Source organism: Paramagnetospirillum magnetotacticum MS-1, assembly GCF_000829825.1.
Classification (GTDB): Bacteria; Pseudomonadota; Alphaproteobacteria; order Rhodospirillales; family Magnetospirillaceae; genus Phaeospirillum; species Phaeospirillum magnetotacticum.
In genome coordinates this window covers 1-18,408 of the sequence record NZ_JXSL01000019.1, presented here as the reverse complement: position 1 = coordinate 18,408, position 18,408 = coordinate 1, and the positions used below count along the sequence as shown (strand labels likewise).

General features: G+C 63.8%; 19 protein-coding genes. 8 read left to right on the top strand and 11 right to left on the bottom strand.

The window, feature by feature from the left end:
* Positions 1-72: 72 nt before the first annotated feature.
* The 5 genes from CCC_RS22380 to CCC_RS02175 form a co-directional block, all read right to left on the bottom strand.
* Complete coding sequence (locus CCC_RS22380; protein WP_160295504.1) at positions 73-222, bottom strand: hypothetical protein; 150 nt, start codon at positions 220-222, stop codon at positions 73-75.
* 22 nt (positions 223-244) lie between these two features.
* The gene (locus tag CCC_RS22375; RefSeq protein ID WP_160295503.1) at positions 245-418 is read right to left on the bottom strand and encodes a hypothetical protein; all 174 of its coding nucleotides are present in this window, start codon (positions 416-418) and stop codon (positions 245-247) included.
* 57 nt (positions 419-475) lie between these two features.
* Positions 476-2,590 (bottom strand): ferrous iron transport protein B, encoded by a 2,115-nt coding sequence (gene feoB, locus CCC_RS02185; protein WP_009869357.1) that lies wholly within the window; start codon positions 2,588-2,590, stop codon positions 476-478.
* Between the two features lie 35 nt (positions 2,591-2,625).
* The gene (locus CCC_RS02180; protein WP_231920569.1) at positions 2,626-2,880 is read right to left on the bottom strand and encodes a FeoA family protein; all 255 of its coding nucleotides are present in this window, start codon (positions 2,878-2,880) and stop codon (positions 2,626-2,628) included.
* A gap of 74 nt (positions 2,881-2,954) precedes the next feature.
* Positions 2,955-4,163, bottom strand: coding sequence for a carbohydrate porin (locus CCC_RS02175; RefSeq protein WP_009869358.1), 1,209 nt, complete (start codon positions 4,161-4,163; stop codon positions 2,955-2,957).
* Between the two features lie 328 nt (positions 4,164-4,491).
* Here CCC_RS02175 and CCC_RS22685 point away from each other — a divergent pair, with 328 nt between their 5' ends.
* Positions 4,492-4,674, top strand: a complete 183-nt coding sequence (locus CCC_RS22685; RefSeq protein WP_082036466.1) for a transposase — start codon at positions 4,492-4,494, stop codon at positions 4,672-4,674.
* A 43-nt stretch (positions 4,675-4,717) separates the two neighbouring features.
* Here CCC_RS22685 and CCC_RS02170 read toward each other — a convergent pair whose 3' ends face one another.
* Genes CCC_RS02170 through CCC_RS02160 form a run of 3 tightly spaced genes read right to left on the bottom strand, consistent with a single transcriptional unit; the run spans position 4,718 to position 7,607 of the window.
* The gene (locus CCC_RS02170) at positions 4,718-5,683 is read right to left on the bottom strand and encodes a protein kinase domain-containing protein (protein WP_009869359.1); all 966 of its coding nucleotides are present in this window, start codon (positions 5,681-5,683) and stop codon (positions 4,718-4,720) included.
* A gap of 6 nt (positions 5,684-5,689) precedes the next feature.
* Positions 5,690-6,643: an ABC transporter ATPase gene (locus CCC_RS02165; RefSeq protein ID WP_009869360.1), complete on the bottom strand. Its 954-nt coding sequence runs from the start codon at positions 6,641-6,643 to the stop codon at positions 5,690-5,692.
* On the bottom strand, positions 6,627-7,607 hold the full coding sequence (locus CCC_RS02160; RefSeq protein WP_041039569.1) for a hypothetical protein: 981 nt from the start codon (positions 7,605-7,607) through the stop codon (positions 6,627-6,629). Before CCC_RS02160 ends, CCC_RS02165 begins: the two co-directional genes overlap by 17 nt.
* A gap of 304 nt (positions 7,608-7,911) precedes the next feature.
* Here CCC_RS02160 and mamY point away from each other — a divergent pair, with 304 nt between their 5' ends.
* The 4 genes from mamY to ftsZ all read left to right on the top strand — a co-directional run bounded on the left by mamY (position 7,912) and on the right by ftsZ (position 12,898).
* A complete protein-coding gene (gene mamY / locus CCC_RS02155; protein ID WP_009869362.1) occupies positions 7,912-9,048 on the top strand; it encodes a liposome tubulation protein MamY in 1,137 nt (378 codons plus the stop codon).
* A 135-nt stretch (positions 9,049-9,183) separates the two neighbouring features.
* Entirely contained in the window at positions 9,184-9,999 is an 816-nt protein-coding gene (mamX, locus tag CCC_RS02150) for a magnetosome protein MamX (RefSeq protein WP_041039565.1), read from the top strand.
* The gene (gene mamZ / locus CCC_RS02145) at positions 9,983-11,917 is read left to right on the top strand and encodes a magnetosome biogenesis transporter MamZ (protein WP_009869363.1); all 1,935 of its coding nucleotides are present in this window, start codon (positions 9,983-9,985) and stop codon (positions 11,915-11,917) included. Before mamX ends, mamZ begins: the two co-directional genes overlap by 17 nt.
* A 45-nt stretch (positions 11,918-11,962) precedes the next feature.
* Positions 11,963-12,898, top strand: coding sequence for a cell division protein FtsZ (gene ftsZ / locus CCC_RS02140; protein WP_040475729.1), 936 nt, complete (start codon positions 11,963-11,965; stop codon positions 12,896-12,898).
* Positions 12,899-12,937: 39 nt separating this feature from the next.
* Here the strand turns inward: ftsZ and CCC_RS02135 are convergent, their stop codons facing one another.
* The 3 genes from CCC_RS02135 to CCC_RS02125 all read right to left on the bottom strand — a co-directional run bounded on the left by CCC_RS02135 (position 12,938) and on the right by CCC_RS02125 (position 16,758).
* Positions 12,938-13,264: a YnfA family protein gene (locus CCC_RS02135; RefSeq protein ID WP_009869365.1), complete on the bottom strand. Its 327-nt coding sequence runs from the start codon at positions 13,262-13,264 to the stop codon at positions 12,938-12,940.
* A 247-nt stretch (positions 13,265-13,511) separates the two neighbouring features.
* On the bottom strand, positions 13,512-14,468 hold the full coding sequence (gene dmeF, locus CCC_RS02130) for a CDF family Co(II)/Ni(II) efflux transporter DmeF (protein WP_009869366.1): 957 nt from the start codon (positions 14,466-14,468) through the stop codon (positions 13,512-13,514).
* Between the two features lie 16 nt (positions 14,469-14,484).
* Positions 14,485-16,758, bottom strand: coding sequence for a heavy metal translocating P-type ATPase (locus tag CCC_RS02125; RefSeq protein ID WP_236686274.1), 2,274 nt, complete (start codon positions 16,756-16,758; stop codon positions 14,485-14,487).
* Between the two features lie 99 nt (positions 16,759-16,857).
* On the opposite strand from CCC_RS02125, the gene CCC_RS02120 reads away from it, so the two are divergent.
* The 3 genes from CCC_RS02120 (at position 16,858) to CCC_RS02110 (ending at position 18,209) form a co-directional block, all read left to right on the top strand.
* The gene (locus CCC_RS02120) at positions 16,858-17,283 is read left to right on the top strand and encodes a MerR family transcriptional regulator (RefSeq protein ID WP_009867026.1); all 426 of its coding nucleotides are present in this window, start codon (positions 16,858-16,860) and stop codon (positions 17,281-17,283) included.
* A 105-nt stretch (positions 17,284-17,388) separates the two neighbouring features.
* Positions 17,389-17,814: a Fur family transcriptional regulator gene (locus CCC_RS02115; protein WP_041039563.1), complete on the top strand. Its 426-nt coding sequence runs from the start codon at positions 17,389-17,391 to the stop codon at positions 17,812-17,814.
* Positions 17,815-17,960: 146 nt separating this feature from the next.
* Positions 17,961-18,209 (top strand): hypothetical protein, encoded by a 249-nt coding sequence (locus CCC_RS02110; RefSeq protein WP_009867024.1) that lies wholly within the window; start codon positions 17,961-17,963, stop codon positions 18,207-18,209.
* The last annotated feature ends 199 nt before the right edge of the window (positions 18,210-18,408 follow it).

The window sequence follows — 18,408 nt, the reverse complement described above, 5'->3', positions numbered from 1 at the left end:
GAACGGATCCGCCGCGCCGAGATGACTCCATGGGGTCATCTCGGCGTTGGCGTTTTTGTGGGGCGTTTCTGGTCACATCCGGCGCCACCAATCGAGGGTGCCGCACAGCAAGGCGGGGCCGTTATCGACAATTTCGATAATGCCCATGGCCACGGCAGCCAGCCCCAGCAGAATACCGATCTTCAGCCTGCCGTTCCGAGGCAGTTGATCGCGAGAGATCATTGCCGCATCCCCATGGCGGGGGTCAGCCGCAATCGGCGCGGCCGCCGTTTCTCTTGGCGCCGCAACTGCATCCGCCGCCACACGACGCTCCGTCGGACGGCCGCCACATCCGCCACAGATGACGGATGACCACGAAGGCCGCCCCCGCTCCCACGACGGTAATGGCGCCTATATCCCAGAGTGATCCCCAAGCCATGGCGCAACGCTTCTTTCATCAAGAGGTGGCGGAGTAACTCCGCCACCGGAACAAGCCCTACAGGAAAGTCCCGCCGATGCGGCTGGCGGCCAGGGCCAGCAGCCAGGCGAAGGTCAGGGAATAGGCCACCGAGAACCCGGCCCAACGCCAGCTCTGCGCCTCCTTGCCGATGATGGCGATGGTGGACAGGCAAGGCGCGTAGAGCAAGGTGAAGATCATGAAGGCGATGGCCGTGGCGGGCGGCATGGCGCCCCTCAAGGTCTCGGTCAGCTGGTCCGACCCCTTCTCCTGGGCATAGATGACGGCATAGGTCGCCACCACCACTTCCTTGGCGACAAAGCCGGTCATGATGGCCGCCGAATCCCGCCAGGAAAAGCCCAGCGGCTGGAATAGCGGCGTCACCGCGATGGCCGAACGCCCCAGATAGCTCTTTTCCAGTTTCTCCTGCGCCTGGGCGCTTTTCAGCGTCTTCAGCGCTGTTTCCTTTTCTGGGCTGTCGGGAAGCGCGGTCTGTTCGGCGATGACAGTCTCGAAATCCTGGGAATAGGTGATATCGCGGGGGAATTCCTGGAGGAACCAGATCACGATAGAACCCACCAGGATGACGCCGGTTACCTTGGCGACAAAGCCCTGGGCGCTGTCCCACATATGGTGCAGCACCGAATGCAGTGTCGGCAGACGATAGGGCGGTAGCTCCATCACGAAGGCGTCACCACCGCTGCCCGGGATGATGCGGTTCAGCAACACCGCCGACACCATGGCGGCGACCAGGGACAGCATATACATGGCGAAGACCACGGTGCCGGCGATATCCGCGAAGAAAGCTCCGGCGAACAGGATGAAGACCGGCAGGCGGGCTGAGCAGTTCATGAACGGCGCGATCAGCATGGCGATCAGCCGCGCCCGCTTATTGGTGATGACGCGGGTGGCCATGACGGCGGGGACATTGCAGCCGAACCCGGCCACCATGGGGATCAGGGTGGTACCGTGCAGGCCGAAATGATGCATCACCCGGTCCATCAGGAAGCTGGCGCGGGCCAGATAGCCGGTGCCGCTGAGGATGGCCATGAAGAAGAACAGGATGACGATATTGGGCAGGAATACGATGGTTCCGCCGACGCCGGCCATGACGCCGTTGACTACCAGATCATGGAACATGCCCTCGGGCAGGGTCTTGTCCACGAGCTCGGTGGAAACCTGAACCCCCGCTTTGATCCAGTCGGTGGGAATGGCGCCCAGGGTGAACGTAGCCTCGAACATCACCCACAAGATGCCCAGCAGCAAAGGCAGGCCCAGGGTGCGGTTCAGGAAGAAATCGTCGAGGATACGGGTCAGCTTGAACCCGGCGGTGGGATCGCTCTCCTGCTGGCGGACTTCGCGCAGCAGGCCGTTGGAAAAGGCGAAGCGGGCCGAGGCCAACAGGCCGGCGGTGTCTTCATCATGCTCGTGGGCCAGGGCGGTCTGCTCGCCCTTGATCTCCTCGACCAGTTCGACATGGTTGCTTTCGTGGCGCAGAACCTCGTCGTCGCCTTCCAGCATCTTGATGGCCAGCCAGCGCGAGCGCACCGGGCTCAGCTCCTGGGGGTGCAGCTTGGACAGATGCTGCTGGACGCGCTCGATGGCCGCCTCAAGATGGCTGTCATAGTGCAGCCGTAACGTGGCGGCGGCGGGAGTTGTCGAGGCCATGGCCGCCACCGCGTCCAGCAGGGCGTCGATGCCCTCCTTCTTCAGCGCGCAGGTCTCCACCACCGGCGATCCAAGGGCCGAGGCCAATAGGACGGTGTCGATGCGAATACCGGCCCGCCGGACCTCGTCCATCATGTTCAGCACGGTGATGCGGGGCAGCCCGGTCTCGATCAACTGGGTGGTCAGGAACAGGCTGCGGTCCAGATGGCCGGCATCCAGCACATTGACGATGATGTCGGGTTCCTCGCCGTGGATATAGTCGCAGCCGACCTTCTCCTCCGGCGATTGCGACGAGGTGGAAAAAATGCCCGGCACATCGACGATGCGTAAGGGAACCCCGCCATGGGTGATCTCGCGCACATTCAAAGAGGTCGTCACCCGCTGATAGTTGGCGACGGCGGATTGGGCGCCCGTCAGGGCATTGAACAAGCTGGTGGAACCGGCATTGGGGTTACCCACCAGTGCCACGGTGACGGGGGATTTCATGTGCGGCTACCCTTGGATCGAGGTCGGTGGGGTGATTATTTGACGCGGATGCGGATCTGCTGGGCCTCGGCATTGCGCAGGCCCAGGCTGTAGCCCATCAGGCTGTAGATGCGCGGATCACCTAACGGGGCCGAACGATCCAAGGTGACGGGAGTACCGGCCACGACGCCAAGAGACTGCATGCGGCGCTTGAAAACGCCGTCCTCGGTTTCGATCTTGACGATCTCACCCTGCTGCTCGGGACGAAGGTCGGCAAGGGTGAGAGTGTCGGAATTCATCTGCTGCGCCACGGGACGACTCCTCTGAAACATGGTATCGCGGCCCTGGATGATTTTTTGGCTGTCCAGGGCCGGCACGAAAACGGCTAAAGCTTGAAAGAGGTCCTGAGGCCCAGCACGCTGGCATCGGGAATGGTCTTGGAGCTGTTCTCGGGCAAGGTGGTGGTGCCGCCCGGATGGAACAGGTACTGGCCAAAACCGGTAACGGACCACCAAGGGGTGACGGCGTAGCTGTACATGATCTCGACCACGGATTCGAAATCGTGATCCGGCGCGGTGGCGGTGCCAAAGCGGCGAGCATCGGCATCGCGCGACGCCAGTTCGTCACTCATCTTGCCATAGGCGAACGAGATGCCGGTGATGTCGTCATCACGCCCCTCGAAGGTCCCCTTCAGGGTCAGGCCGGTATCAAGCCAATAGGACATCTGATTGCGGTCGTCAGGCATGTATGTCGTGCGGAAGAAGGCGCCGACCCCGCTGTCCACCGTGCCTTCGCGCTTCCACAGCATGTGATCGACGATGCCGTAAACGGCCCAGTTGCCATGCAGATTCCGGGCGACGCCCGAGCTGGCGCCGCTGCCCAGGGACCGGCCGGTATTGTCGAAATGCTGATCGGCAGTCCGGCCGTTGTAATACCAGCCTCCCAGCTTGAAAGTCGCCGGCAGTCCTGGCGAGTCCTTGTCCTGGTTGATGGAATAGGCAGCCTCACCGAACCATACCGGGGGAGAACCGAAGGAGAAATCCGTGCCGCTGCGATTGCGCTTCTGGGCATCGTTGCCCACATTGGTGCCAGGCGCCACGTTGCCGGAGAATACAGCGGCCATCAGGCTGATCTCTTCGGTGGGCTTGACCTTCAGGCGGGTGCCCATGTTAGCCAGGGGATAGCCGCCACCGCCCGATGGCATGTTGGCGGCATAGATGGCTGGCCAGCCGAAAGCGCTGTTCACCATATAGGCCGCGTAGGTGCTGGTGAAGAACTCCTCCTGCATGGGGATCTGACCGAAGCGCAGGGAAGCCCTGTCATCGAGCACGCTTTGCTCGAACCACAGCGAGAACAGACGGGTGGAAGGCGCAGCCTCTACACTGGAGACCGGGATCAGGCCGCCGATAAAGTTGGAGGTCAGCTGACGGCCCTGGATATGGAAGGCTGTAGCGTGGATTTTGCCGCCCTGCCACCCAACCAGCTTATCCAGATTGACGTCCAGATCACCTTGCAGAAGGGCCGCGCCAACAGCGCGCCGCTTGATGCCGCCCGAGGGATTGCCAAGGGTTTCTGCGGTGTAGGTAGCGGTCAACTCGACGCCCCTGTCGGCCAGATCCGTGCGAATCCCCCCCCAATCGCCGGTCAGCTTCTCACGATCCCAGAACCCCTTTTCTACCTCAGGAGTGACTTCATCTGCAACGGCAGGTAATACGGCAAGGACGAGGGAGGGAAGGACAAGGGCTCCAGCCAAAACGTTCGACAAACTGGCAATCTTCTTCATTGGAATACCCAGCGCAATTAAATAGTGCGATTAGCTCGCATCTTCAATAGCGCAGATCCCCCCCTCCTGACAAGACTCTATGTGGGAGGTCGTGCCCCGCCCAGCAGCATGCCGCTGGGGGTAAAAAGGGGGCACGGATATCGCCATCAGCCGTTCTCGTGGAGGACTGAGCACCAAAATCCATACCATCGTGGACGTGCGTGGATTGCCGGTGAAATTGCTGCTAACGCCTAGCAAAACCTCCGACAAGGCGGCGGCCCCGACCATGCTTGAGGGCTTACCGACGGCTCAGGCATTTGTCGGCGACCGAGGTTATGACTAGCAGACCCTCGTCGATCCGGTCAAATCCAATGGCTGCTGCGCCCTCAGGAAAAAAATGAGAGAAGTCGTTTGGTGGGTGGCTTGGCCGGAACGGCCTCGACTTTTGCCGCCGCCTTCAATAGGGCTTCCATGGCGGTGATCCTGATCATAGGAGCCTTGGCAGCCTTGATCAGATGTTCCGTCCAGTCGCGGACATGGAAGTCCGGGCTGAGCGCCCATTGCCGCAACAGATCCGAACTGTCCGGCCGGGTGAAATCGCTTTTGGTCAGGACGAGATTCTCGCCGTTGTGATGACGCTTCAGCAAATCGGGCTGGAAGGTCAAGGCCCGCAGGGACAGCAAAATCACCAGCATGGAAAAATGGTCGATGGTCCCGTCGAAATGCCGGACCTCACGCCGGGGGTGCTGGAAATTGACGCCCCCCAGTATGGTCGAGGCCAGCCCCTTCAACTCCGGCAGATACATGGAATCATAGTCGATCAGCTTCAGGGCGCCGTCCTGTCCGACCAGGACGTTGTCGTGCTTCAGATCGCCATGGGCGACGCCCCGTTGCAGCAAATCCAGGCACAGACGACTCCACGCCCGGGTCAATCCGGCCAGGGCGGGAGCGTTTTCCCGCTGACACAGGATCTGGACGACGGCCCCCAGGCCCCGACCATCGACCCAGGGCATGGTCACCACCGCGTAATCGGCATGGGGGGCGACGCTGGAGGTCACGAAGACCTCCGCCGGAAGAAACCGCAGGGGCACCACATAGGGGCATTGGGCGGTCCGGCAGAACTTGGCCACGGCGGCATAGCGGCGCGGCAGATCCGAGACTTCGCGGGTGAAGCACTTGACCGCCACATGCTCCCCCTCCGGGGTCACCATCTTGAACACCCCGGCGAAGTTTCCCGCCAGGAAGACCGGGCTGCAGCGGGCATCCAGATGCGGCCGGACGTCCAGGGTCGCGAAACGCCCTTTGGCGTTGGCGATGGCCGCCTTGTAATCGTTGATCAGGGGAAACGGCATGGCGAATCACCGGGACCGGGCAAGATCGACGTCGATCATGATCAACGTGCAATCGTCATTGGCCAGCAGCCCCTTGCCGCACAGGGCGCGGACCTGCTCGGCGAAGGCTTGATCGGATTTGAGGCAATCGCGCAGGGCCGTCAGCTCGGCGGACAGGCCGGGCCCCGGCGTGGCGCGATGGGCACGGGCGGCCTTGCCAAGCTTGCTCTCGCCGGTGCCAGACAGCCGCTGGAATTCTCCCACCAGCCCCGCCGCCGCCGCGGGGCGGGGCTGACCGGCCAGGGTCCGCAGCAGCAGATACTGGCCGATCCCGTCCGACGCCAGCACCACCGTCGCCCGATCCGGCAATACCATTTCCCCGGCATGGAATCCGGAATCGTGCGGCAGATCCTTCCAGTTGAGCAAGAGGGGCGCACGGTCCAGCGCCGACAACGAGGCTGGATAACAGGCCGCCAGGACAGGCTGGCGGCCGGTGCGGTCGAACACCATCATCTGGCTGTCGCCATAGCCCATCCATCGCAGCCGGACCCGGCCCAGGCGATGGACGAGCCAGCCGGCCGCCAGCGTGGCGAACGAGCCTTCCCGGATGAATTTGCTGTGCCGGGCGGGAGTGGCTTTGGACAAGGCGGCATATTCCGAGCGAAAGCCCAGGCAGAACCCGTCCATCCACTGGTTCAGCGCATTCACCCCAGCGATGGGGGTCTTGGGCAGACGGCTCACCAGCGTTTCGGCCCAGGGGCCGCAGAACAGCCCCGCCCCTCCGGCTCCGTCGGAGACGGCGGCCAGCAGGCCGTTGGGAATCCGGGCCAGCCGTAGCCGGTCTTCGTTTTGCCGCCACCGCAGCCTGTCGCCATCGGCATAGCTGTCGTTGCGGGGCTTGACGATCGAGCGGCCCTGGGCTGTCCAAGTGAGCATGGGGGTAGCGCGCCGGATCAAGGGCGGATCAGCCTTGATCGCCATATTCGATCCGCACGGATGGTTCTTCCAGCACGAAGGAATCCTCGATCAGGGATTCTGCCTCGATTCCCGGCGGCGTGAAGGGCTCCATGGCCACCGACAGGCCGATGGCCTGACGGGTGCCGATATCCAGCAGCTTGAGCAGCGCCACGGCATCGGCGTTGAAAGCCATGCCCTTGATGGAAGGGGTGCGGCCGGGGTCACGGTCGAAGATTTCGCAGATGACGGCGCGATGGCGATTGGACAATTCGCTCGACATCTCGAACAGCAGCTTGGCATAGGGGTCGCGGGGCAGTTCCGCCGCCGAAGCGGGGAACACCACCGATGCATCGCTGCCGCCCGCGATATGACAGTTGATGAGCAAGACATTGCCGTCGCCGGTCTTCAGCCCGGTCAGCTTGCGCGCCGTGGCCAGAAGCTCGGCATCGGAATTGACGTCGTTGGCCATGCCGTCGGTAATGTTGATGACCACCGGCGGGAACGAATCCGGATTGTTGCGCACCCATTCCGCCAAGGTGGCATGGGCCAAACCGAACGCGGCGTTCATGGGGGTGCTGTCCACTCCCACCGGATCGATCCAGCGCGACAAGGTGATGCGCTCGATCAGCACCTGCCCGCGCATCTCGGTTTCGATCTCTACTTCCTCGATCTCGGCCTTGGCCGCCACTTCCGGAATGGGAACCAGCCGACGACCCGCCAAGCCGCCGCGCCAGCAGAATTCCGGGCGATTGGTGCGGCCGTAGCCGATGATCCCGATGTCGAAATAATCGCGCACGCCTTCATCGCGCATGCAGCGGTTGACCAGTTCCTCCAAGGTGCCGTTCAAGGCATTGGCCACCACCTCGGCGCGGCTGACCATCTTTCCCGACCGATCGGGACCGAAGGGCTTGTTCATGGATCGGGACTGATCGACCAGGAACAAGAAGACTCCCTTGCACTCCCTGCTGATTTCCTGGGAATAGCTCATGCTTGCCTCCTGCCCGCCGATCACTGTCGCCGGCCCATCAAGGACCGGACAAACCCTGATTTCGGGCGATAGCATAATGCCGCCGCCATGTACACCGCCATGTTCAACAATGCAGCATCGTGTTGACGAAGCATAGGATTGTGATAATCATACGCAATTTCAGTCATTGACGCATCGACGCCCAACCCATATCAATGGATTGTTTCGAAGGTATCCCGCCGTTCGCCTTGCTGTTACTATAAGGGGAACGCCTGCGGGGCGGCGCATTGGGATGGCGATTGCGGCCATCATGGGAGATGTCCTTATGTTGATGGGGTTTAACAAGGCAGCCTTCGGCAAGTTGAATTCCGCCTCCCGCGCGGCCTTGATCGGCGCGGTCATTTGGGCTGTCCTGTCCATCGTCTATCTGACCATTTTCAATGGTTGGAAAAATCTCTTCACCATGCTTCCCCATGAATTCTTCATCGTGCTGCTGTCCATCGCCTTGCCGATCGGACTGACCGTCCTGATTCTCATGCTCTCGCGGATCGTGAAAAGCGTGGACACCTTGAAATCCGAGGTGACCACCCTGTCCCGGAACGATGTGTCGTCGGAGGGCTCCGTGGCCATGCTGGCCGACCTGTTCCGCGAGCATCGCGCCGCCATCGCCGCCCAGGTGGAGGCCCAGGTGGAAGCGACCACCCAGCTGATCCGGCTGAACCAGGAGGGCCGCGCCCTTGCCGCGCCCGCGCAGGCATCCGGCACCGACGAGGCCATGACCTTGCTGGCCCAGCTGTTCCGCGAGCATCGCGAGGCGGTGGCCGCCCAGTTGGAGGCCCAGGCCTCGGCCACCGCCCAGCTGGTCCAGGTGACCCGCGACAGCCGCGACGGCATCGTCGATGAGCTGCGCTCCCAGCGGGTGCTGTCGCAAGAGATCACCCAGGAATTGTCCCAGATCGCCCAAAGCCGCACCGTCGCGCCGGCGGCCCCCGGCCTCGACCCGTCGCAGCGGATCGACCGCATGCGGGCCTTGGCCGAGGTTCTGGGGCTGGCCCTCAACGATCTGTCCATGACCGCCACCCAGGTGCTGACCGAACATCTGAACGCCGCCCATGGCGACCGGGACGGAACGCGGAAATTCATCTCGACCCTGACCACAGCCTATTTCGCCGGCGACAAGAACGTCTTTTTCCGCAGCTTGGTCCAAGAAGCGGTCAACCGCTCGGAACAGCTGCGCCGTTGCGCCGAGGACACCGAAAGCGTCCGCCAGCAGATTTCCAAGATCTTGCGCGAAGCCCGCGAGATCCGCTCGCTGGTGGCCGCCTGCGATCCCAACGACCTCGTCCGTATCGTCTTCGAGGACGGCGAGTTGTGGGCCTTGGAAAAAGCCCTAGCCGAACACTTCCTGATCGACGGAAGCCCCGTCTGGACGGAAACCGCGCCCGATTCCGGCATGGACTGATGGGCTATGGTCATTCCATTCCGAACCGGGATATGAGAAACTTCCGCCTCGACAGTTTGGAGCCGTTCTTATAAGCGGCCACCCCCGACGCCAAAGCACAAACCGGTTAAACACTTTGCCATCGATCGAGTCCCCGTGAGCAGTAAGGCCGTTACACATCCCAATATCGCGGTTTGGATCATGGCGCTGGGCATTGCCTTCAGCATGGCCCTGGTTCTGACCGCCGTGTTCAACGCCAATCCCTGGGAGGACCACACCTACGATCTGGCCCCGCCCATCGTCGCCGGAATGCCCGCCCCCCATCGCGACGGCCGCGAGAAGATGGTCTGCTCCAGCTGCCACATCGTCACCCCCCCGGCCATCGGCACCGGACCGGGATCGGGAACCCTGCCCATCGTCCAGGGAACCCCGGCGCCCCATGTGGACGGCCGCGAAAAAATGCCCTGCGCCAGCTGCCACACCATCGTGAAGAAAGGCAGCGTCGCCAAGGGCGCCAAGGCGGCGCCGCTTCCGGCTGCGGTCACACCGGGCATGCCCCTGCCCGAGGCGGTGAGCGTGGCCCTGGCGGTGGCTCCGGCCCCCGCCGCCGTCCCCCTGGGCAACGAAGCCCACGAACGGATGGTGCCCTTCCGCTATCAGGGCAAGGTCGTGAGCATCGCCGGAGCCGGAGCCCGCTCGGTCTGGGGCGACATCTACATCCAGATCAACGACGGCATCAATCCGCCCATCTGGATCGACCTGGCCCCGCGCTGGTATCTGCAGGCCGAGGGCTGCGTGGTTCGTCCCGGCATGTTCGTCAAGGGCACCGCCTTCCGCGATCCGACCCAAGCCGCCGCAGGACTGGATTACGCCATGAGCGTCATGGCCAACGGCGAAATCTGCGCCTTGCGCGACAATCACCTCAACGGCCTTTGGGCGAATGCGGGAGGCATGGATGCCGAGGAACGCTGAGGCTCCGGCCAAGGGGACGACGGCGGCCGACTTCGCCCCCACCCAATGGAACATCATCTATCTGCTGATGACCGTGGGCGCCCTGATGGCGGCGCTGTCCATTTCCATCCAGCCCCTGCTGCTGGACAAGATCTTCGGCATCGCCTTCGAAAAGGAAGGCGCCGTCAACGCCGATATCCAGGTGGTGGCGGAAATCGTCTCCATCGTCTGTGTGGGCTGGTTCGGCCTGCTGTCCGATCGCATCGGCCGGGTGCGGATCATCGCCCTGGGCTTCCTGATCGCCGTGGTCGGCGCGGCGGTATCGCTGCTCAGCCTTCAGGTAGGACTGGCCTTCGGCGCCGCCGGTCTGGTGCTGTTCTATCTGACCCGGGTACTGCTGACCGTGGGCGCCGATACCGTCCAGTTGCAGCTGTCCACCCTGGTGGGCGATGTGTCGTCGCGCGCCAACCGGCCGCGCCTCATGGGGAATCTGGTCTTCATGATGGTGTTCGGCGGCACCATGCTGGCCGCCATCGTCATGCAGATGGCCGATTATCCCGGCGGCGTCTTCCTCATCATGTGCCTGCCGCTGCTGGCCGGAATCGCCGGTTTCCAGCTGACACGGCGCAATCTGCGGGACGTGGCCCCGCCCCAGCCGGCCTCGGGAGACGACGAACATCCGCTGCGGCAGGTCTGGACGGTGATCACCAGCGATCCGCGCATGCAGCTGGCCTTCGCCGCCGCCTTCTACACCCGCGCCGACGTGATCATCCTCAGCCTGTTCTTCTCGCTGTGGTGCATTTCCGTTTCCGATCTGGTGGGGGTGACCCGCACCTTCGCCACCGCCCATGCCGCCGTGATGATCGGCCTGCTGGGGCTGGCGGTGCTGGCGGCGGTGCCGCTATGGCGCAGCTTCATAGAACGGCACAGCCGCATTTCCGCCATCGGCGCCAGCCTGTCCCTGGCGGCGCTGGGCTATATCTGGCTGGGCATGTTCGCCAATCCCTTCAACTGGCTGGTGGCGCTGCCGCTGCTGATGGTGGGAATCGGCCATGCGGGATGTTTCGTGACCCTTCAGGTTCTGACCGTGGACGCCTCGCCCAAGCCGATCCTGGGGGCCATGGTGGGAGCCGGTTATCTGGTCGGCGGCCTGGGAACCGTCATGCTGGTCCAAAGCGGCGGCTATTATTTCGACGCCCTCGGCCCCCGCGCCCCGTTCATCTTGATGGGAACGGGCAAGATGCTGGTGACCCTTTACGCCGCCTGGCTGCTGGCCAACGGCATCGACGAAACCTGCGACCATCATCTGAAATCGGCCCGCACCGTGGATTGGAAGCCGCTAGTGTTCCTGACCGCCGCGTTGCCCTTCGTCTGGCTGGTGGGACGCAGCGTCATCGAGGGCTATATCTCCAACGGGTCCCTGGGCGAGGCCCCCGTCGGCTTCGTCAACCGCTATCTCGGCGATTGGGCCTTCACCTTCTTGATTATTTCCCTGGCCATGCGTCCGGTCCAGGAAATCACCGGCATCAAGACCCTGGCCAAATACCGGCGCATGATCGGGCTGTTCGCCTTTTTCTACGCGGTGATGCACGTCTTGGCCTATATCGCCTTGGAATGGGCGCTCAATCTGGGCGACATGATGGGCGACATCTACAAGCGGCCGTTCATCTTGCTCGGTCTGGTGGCGTTCGCGCTGCTGATTCCACTGGCCTTCACCTCGGCCAACAGCCAGATCAAGCGGATCGGCGGCAAGCGCTGGAAGAAACTGCACAGTGCTACTTATGTGATCAACGCCCTGGTGGCGCTCCACTTCATCCTTGCCGCCAATCACGAAAACGGCGAACCCTATGTCTATGCGGCGGCCGTCATCGTTTTGCTGTGGTATCGCTTTCACCAGTGGCGGGGCGGGAACGTGCTGCGCGCCCTGCGGATCGGCTGATGAGGCTGGACACGCGGCGCATGTCTTATCGGCGGTGATGGTGCGATGACGATAGTCCGTCCGAGAATAGTGGTGATCGGCGTCGGCGGAGCCGGCGGCAACGCCGTCAACAACATGATCCAGTCCAAGATCGAGGGCGTGGAATTCATCGTCGCCAATACGGACGCCCAGGCGCTGGGGCTGAGCCTGACCGAGCGACGCATCCAACTCGGCGGCCGGGTTACCCAGGGATTGGGCGCCGGTTCGCGCCCGGACGTGGGCCGCGCCGCCGCGGAAGAAAGTCTCGAAGACATCCAAGACCTGATCGGCGACGCCCATATGGTGTTCATCACCGCCGGCATGGGCGGCGGCACCGGGTCGGGCGCGGCACCGGTCATCGCCAGGGCCGCCCGCGAACAGGGGATCCTTACCATCGGCGTGGTGACCAAGCCGTTCCACTTCGAAGGCAAGCACCGCATGCACACCGCCGATCTCGGCATTGAAGCCCTGCAAGAAGAGCTCGATACCCTGATCATCATCCCCAATCAGAACCTGTTCCGCGTCGCCACCGAGCGCACCACCTTCGCCGACGCCTTCAAGATGGCCGACGGCGTGCTCAATTCCGGGGTGCGCAGCGTCACCGATCTGGTGGTGATGCCCGGCCTGATCAACCTGGATTTCGCCGATATCCGCATCGTCATGAGCGAAATGGGCAAGGCCATCATGGGCACCGGCGAGGCCGCCGGCGAAAAGCGCGCGATCGACGCCGCCGAGGCCGCCATCTCCAACCCGCTGCTGGGCGACACCTCCATAAAGGGGGCCAAGGGCGTCCTGATCAACATCACCGGCGGCATGGACATGACCTTGTTCGAGGTGGACTCGGCCGCCAACCGCATCCGCGAGGAAGTGGCCGCCGAGGCCAACATCATTTTCGGATCCACCTTCGACGACGCCCTGGCCGGCAAGATGCGGGTTTCGGTGGTAGCCACCGGAATCGCCTGACGCCCCCCCCCCCCCGCCGCCCTGCGGCCGATTACGGCATCACTCGCCGCGGGGGGCGAAAATAATCACCAGGGCGCCCGCCAGGCAGAAGGCGGCGCCCAGAACGTCCCACCGGTCCGGCGGGCTCTCTTCCACCGCCCACATCCACACCAACGACGACAAAATGTAGATGCCGCCATAGGCCGCATAGGCGCGACCGGCGAAATCGGCATCGACCCGGGTCAAGGCCCAGGCGAACAGGGCCAGACTGGCCATCCCCGGAGCCAGCCAGAAGGGCGATTTGCCCAGCCGGAGCCAGGCCCAGAACGCGAAGCAACCGCCGATCTCGGCGAAAGCGGCCAGAAGGTATGTCGGAATGGCCCACATCCTGATTTCATCCCCTTTTCCCGGAAATCATAGCCGGACCACAGCACCGCCCGCCCCCGCGGCAAGCCGGATCAAGGCCGATTGCCATAAGCCGATCGGGAAGCCCCCCCTAAAGCCTTTTACGTCGAATGTGACGCAAAAGGCTTTAATCTTATGTATGCCCTCGCCGGGCGCAAACCTACGGTTTGCTTGGCCGCTCGCTCAATGCTCGCCAAAGCGGTTTGCGCCAGATAAAGCGCAAACCGCTTTAGCCGCAAGACGCCCCGTCGCAGGGATGGACCTCCACCGTGACATGGCTGAGTTCGTGAACCTCGGCCAGCAGCGTCTTGTAATGGCCCGGCTCGCGCGGGGTGCGGGTCACCAGTGAGACGATGGCCCCCCAATGGCCCGGCCCGATCTGCCAGAGATGAAGATCGGACAGCCGGTTGTCGGCATCGCCCTCGATGGCGGCGCGGACTTCCTCCGGCAGCTCCCGGTCGTCGCTGTGATCCAGCAAGACCGAACCGGTCTTGCGCAGCAAGCCCCAGGCCCATTTGCCGATGACGGCGGCCCCGACCAATCCCATCATGGGATCCATCCACCACCACCCCAGATATTTCCCCAGCAGCAGGGCGGCGATGGCCAACACCGAGGTGAGGACGTCTGCCAGGACATGGATATAGGCGGCCTGGAGATTGTGGTCGTGATGGTCGCGATGATGGTCGTGATCGTGGTGGTGGCCGCAGTGATCATGGTCGTCGCCGAGGCCGTGTCCGCCCAAGATCCCGGCGCTGACCACGTTGACGACCAACCCAATGACGGCGACCATCAGGGCCTCGTCGAAGGCGATGGCTTGGACCGTCATCAGGCGGTTTGCCGATTCCCACACCATCAGCAGCGCCACCATGCAAAGGATAATGGCGCTGGTAAAGCCGCCCAGCGTCCCGACCTTGCCGGTGCCGAAGGTAAAGCGCTGGTCGTCGGCGTGACTGCGGGCGAAGGCATAGGCGAAGGCGGCGATTCCCAAGGCGCCTGCATGGGTGGACATATGCCAGCCGTCGGCCAGCAGTGCCATGGAGTTGAAGATCGTGCCAGCCGCGATCTCGGCCACCATCATGGCGATGGTCAGAGCCACCACGATCTTGGTCCGGCGTTCGGCGGATGCTTCCAGGCCCGATTGGAAATGGTGGCTGTGTTGCCATGACGACAGATTGTGTACATGCATGATCGCCCCTCCATCCCTAGGCAAGCCTCTGTTTCAAGGTATTCGACGACGAGGATAAACCCATGCCGTCCTCGGACCTCTGAGTAGCGCCGGCCTTCAGCAAGCGCAATCCATTGAAGGCCACCAGAAGGGCCGCTCCCATATCCGCCGCGATGGCTCCCCACAGGGTCGCGATGTCCAAAATCGCCAGCACCATGAACACCGCCTTCAGGGTGATGGCGAAACCGATATTCTGGCGGATGACCGTCATCATCCGGCGGGAATGGCCGATGAGCCAGGCCAACCGGGTCAGATCGTCGGACATCAGCGCCAGATCCGAGGTTTCGATGGCGGTATCGGTTCCGGCGGCCCCCATGGCGATGCCCAGGGACGACCGGGCCATGGCGGGGGCGTCGTTGACTCCGTCTCCCACCATGGCGACGGTTCCGAATTGCCGGGCGAGATCGTCCATGGCCTCGCTTTTGTCCTCGGGCAGCAGTTCCGCCAGGACGAGATCGAAGCCCAGGGCAGCGGCCACCCGCTCGCCGGTGGCGGCGTTGTCTCCGGTCAGCATGATCAGTTTGCCCACCCCGGCCCGGCGTAGGCCCGCCAGCGCCGTCGCGGCTTCCGGACGAATGGGATCGGACAGGGCGATCAGCCCGCGTACCCCGGCGGCATCCCCCACCGCCACCACCGACCGCCCCCCTTCCGCCAAGGCCAGGGCCGCCTCGCGCACGGCAGGCGTCTCGGCACCCCGCTCCATCGCGTAACGATGGGAGCCCAGCCACACCGCCTCGCCGTCGACGACCCCGCACATCCCCTTGCCGGGCAGGGACTGGACGGATTCAGCCGGAGGCGGAGCAATGCCCCCGGCGGCGGCGTGATCGAGGATGGCCCGGCCCAGCGGGTGGGTGCTGCGCGCCTCCAGCGCCGCCGCAAGCCGCAAGATGCGGCCCTCGTCGCCGCCGTCCAGCGCCATCACCCGTTCGACACCGGGGCGGCCCAAAGTCACGGTTCCCGTCTTGTCGAAGGCGATGGCGGACAGCCGCGACGCCGTTTCAAGATATTCCCCGCCCTTGACCAGCACACCGGCCCGCGCCGCCGAGGCCATGGCGGCCACCACCGTCAGCGGCGTCGAGATCACCAGGGCGCAGGGGCATGAAATGACCAGCAACACCAAGGAGCGGTAGATCCATTCGGACCAGTCCAGGCCGAGCGCCAGCGGCGGCAGCACCGCCACCGCCACGGCACCGGCCAGGACGACGGGGGTATAGATCGCGGCGAAGCGATCGACCCAGCGCTCCACCTTGGATCGCTTGCCCTGGGCCTCCTCCACCAGCCGGGCCACCTTGGCCAGGGTGGTTTCACCGGCCGGTTTAAGGTTTTGCACCTCCAAGACGCCGTCGGCATTGATGGTGCCCGCGAAAACCTCCGTGCCCACGCTTTTCAGCACCGGCACGCTTTCCCCGGTGATCGGCGCCTGATCCACCATGCTTTCGCCCACCAGGACGCGGCCGTCCAGGGGAATGCGTTCACCCGGCAGCACGACGAAGACGGCCCCCACGGGTACATCCTCTGGCGCCGCCAGGGATTCGGCTCCGTCGGTTCCCTTTACCCGCGCCATGGGCGGGGTGAGTTCCATCAGCGAGGCGATAGCCCGGCGAGCGCGCTCGGCGCTCCAGCTCTCCAGCGCCAGGGACAGCGCGAACAGCGCCGAAACGGTAGCCGCCTCCATCCAGTCCCCCAGTGCCATGGCACCGAAGACCGCGACACTCATCAACAAATTCATGTCCGGCCGCAGCGAGCGAAAGGCATGCAGTGCCTTGGGCAGCACCATCCACAAGCCCACCGCCACGGCCACGGCCTCGGCGATCTGGGCGGGGAGCGGCACTTTGACCGCCTGGTCGAGAATCAGCCCCAGCAGCGCGGCGCCGCCGCTGAGCCCCGCCAGAACCGCCTGAAGCAACCGGCGCGAGGAATTGGCCTTGTCGCGCTCGGCCACGCTGGTGCGTTCCCACGGCTCCGCCCTCATTCCCGTGCGCGAAACGGCGGCGATCACCGCGTCGGCGTCGATATCGGCCCGGACAATCATCTTGCCGTTGAGCAGATCGAAGCTCAGGCGCTCGTCCCCTCCGGCCAGCGGGCCGACGGCCGCCTTCAGCGTCCGCATCTCCTCGACGCAGCACATGCCGGTGATGCGGAAGGCCCGGGACTTACCCGGCCGAGGCGGCTGGAGCGCCGCAGTGGGAAGAGCCGCTGACGCGCCCCCGCCGCAACATTTGCTGGTGCAGCAAGATTTGGCTTCCGACATGACCCGAACTCCTTCGACGCGGCCCGTGATCGCGCTGGACAATCACCCGATTCAAGTGGAGCATGGACCCTGGAGCCACTACAGAGTCAACGGAAAATCATGACGCTTCAGCCCTTCAATATCGGCGGCCTCAGCCGGCAGACCGGCGTCAACATCGAAACCATCCGCTACTACGAGAAGATCGGGATGCTGCCGCCGCCGGCACGAAGCCAGGGCGGATTTCGGCAATATGAGGACCACCATATTCAGCGGCTCCGCTTCATTCGCCGGGGCCGCGATCTGGGCTTTTCCATCGATTCCATCCGTGCCCTGCTGACTCTGGCCGAACGACCCGATTCCCCGTGCGAAGGCGCCGATCAGATGGTTCTCCTCCATCTTGACGAGGTGGAACGCAAAATTGCCGACCTCACCCTTTTGCGCGACGAATTGCGGAAGATGAAGAATTGCTGCGGACAGGTGGTCGCCCAATGCCAGATCATCGGCTCGCTGACCGCCCCCGGCTCCGCACAGCAGGACGCTATATGACCGCGACGGCAGCGAAACGCGCGGTTGCGCTCTCGCGCTTTGCCAACCTCTCCCTTGATGGTACCGTTCCGGCTGAACCGGCAGGAAAAATCGGATGAGACGGCCATGATTTCTCGAATCGAACAACGTTGCATCGACAAGAACATGAAGATGACCGGCCAGCGCCGGGTCATCGCCCGCGTCCTGTCCGAGTCCTCCGACCATCCGGATGTGGAGGAAGTTTACCGCCGGGCGGCCGAGATCGATCCCCATATCAGCATCGCCACGGTCTATCGCACCGTGCGGCTGTTCGAGGAAACCGCCATCTTGAAGCGGCATGATTTCGGCGACGGCCGCGCCCGCTACGAAGAAGCTGACGGTGATCACCACGATCACCTGATCGACCTGAAAACCGGCAAGGTCATCGAATTCTCCAGCGAGGAGATCGAATCCCTGCAAAAGGAAATCGCCACGCGCTACGGCTACCGGGTCGTGGGCCACCGCCTGGAGCTGTTCGGAGTTCCGCTGGCCGCCAACGAAACCGCCGACTGAGGCGGGCGTCACCTCTCCCTCCCCCCAAGCGGCACGGCAATCCGCGCGGCTCATCGGGGGCGATGCGAATATCCATTGACAATGAGTGGCAATTGCGGCTTCCTATGGATGCGAGTTGTTCGCAATCACAGCCGAGGGGATGCCCGATGAGCCGTCAAGCCGCTACCTTCTCTTCTTCCGCCGGGTCCCGCACGGTCGTTCGTTCCACCGTCGCCGGTGCCGGTGGCGCCGTGGCGGCAGGAACCGCCAAGGCCGCGGGCTTCCTGACCATGGGCAAGATGGCTGGTGTCGGTCTGGGCGCCCTGGCCGGTGGGCCGCTGGGGGCCGCCGTCGCCGTCGGCTTGATGGCCGGTCTGATCTATGGATCCGCCGCCGCCCGTCCCCGCCGGGTCTGAACCTTCTCCGATGGAATTATAACGGCCCGCCGCCCTTGGCGCGGGCCGTTCCCTCTCTCACTCAGGCCCGTGCCGCGGCGGCGGGCGCCGGGCTGACGAACAGGCGGATGTCGCGGGCGTGGGGGATTTCCTCCTGGATGCGCCGGCGTACCGCCTCGGCCACCATGGAACTGTCCTTGATGCGCAGATTGGGATCGAC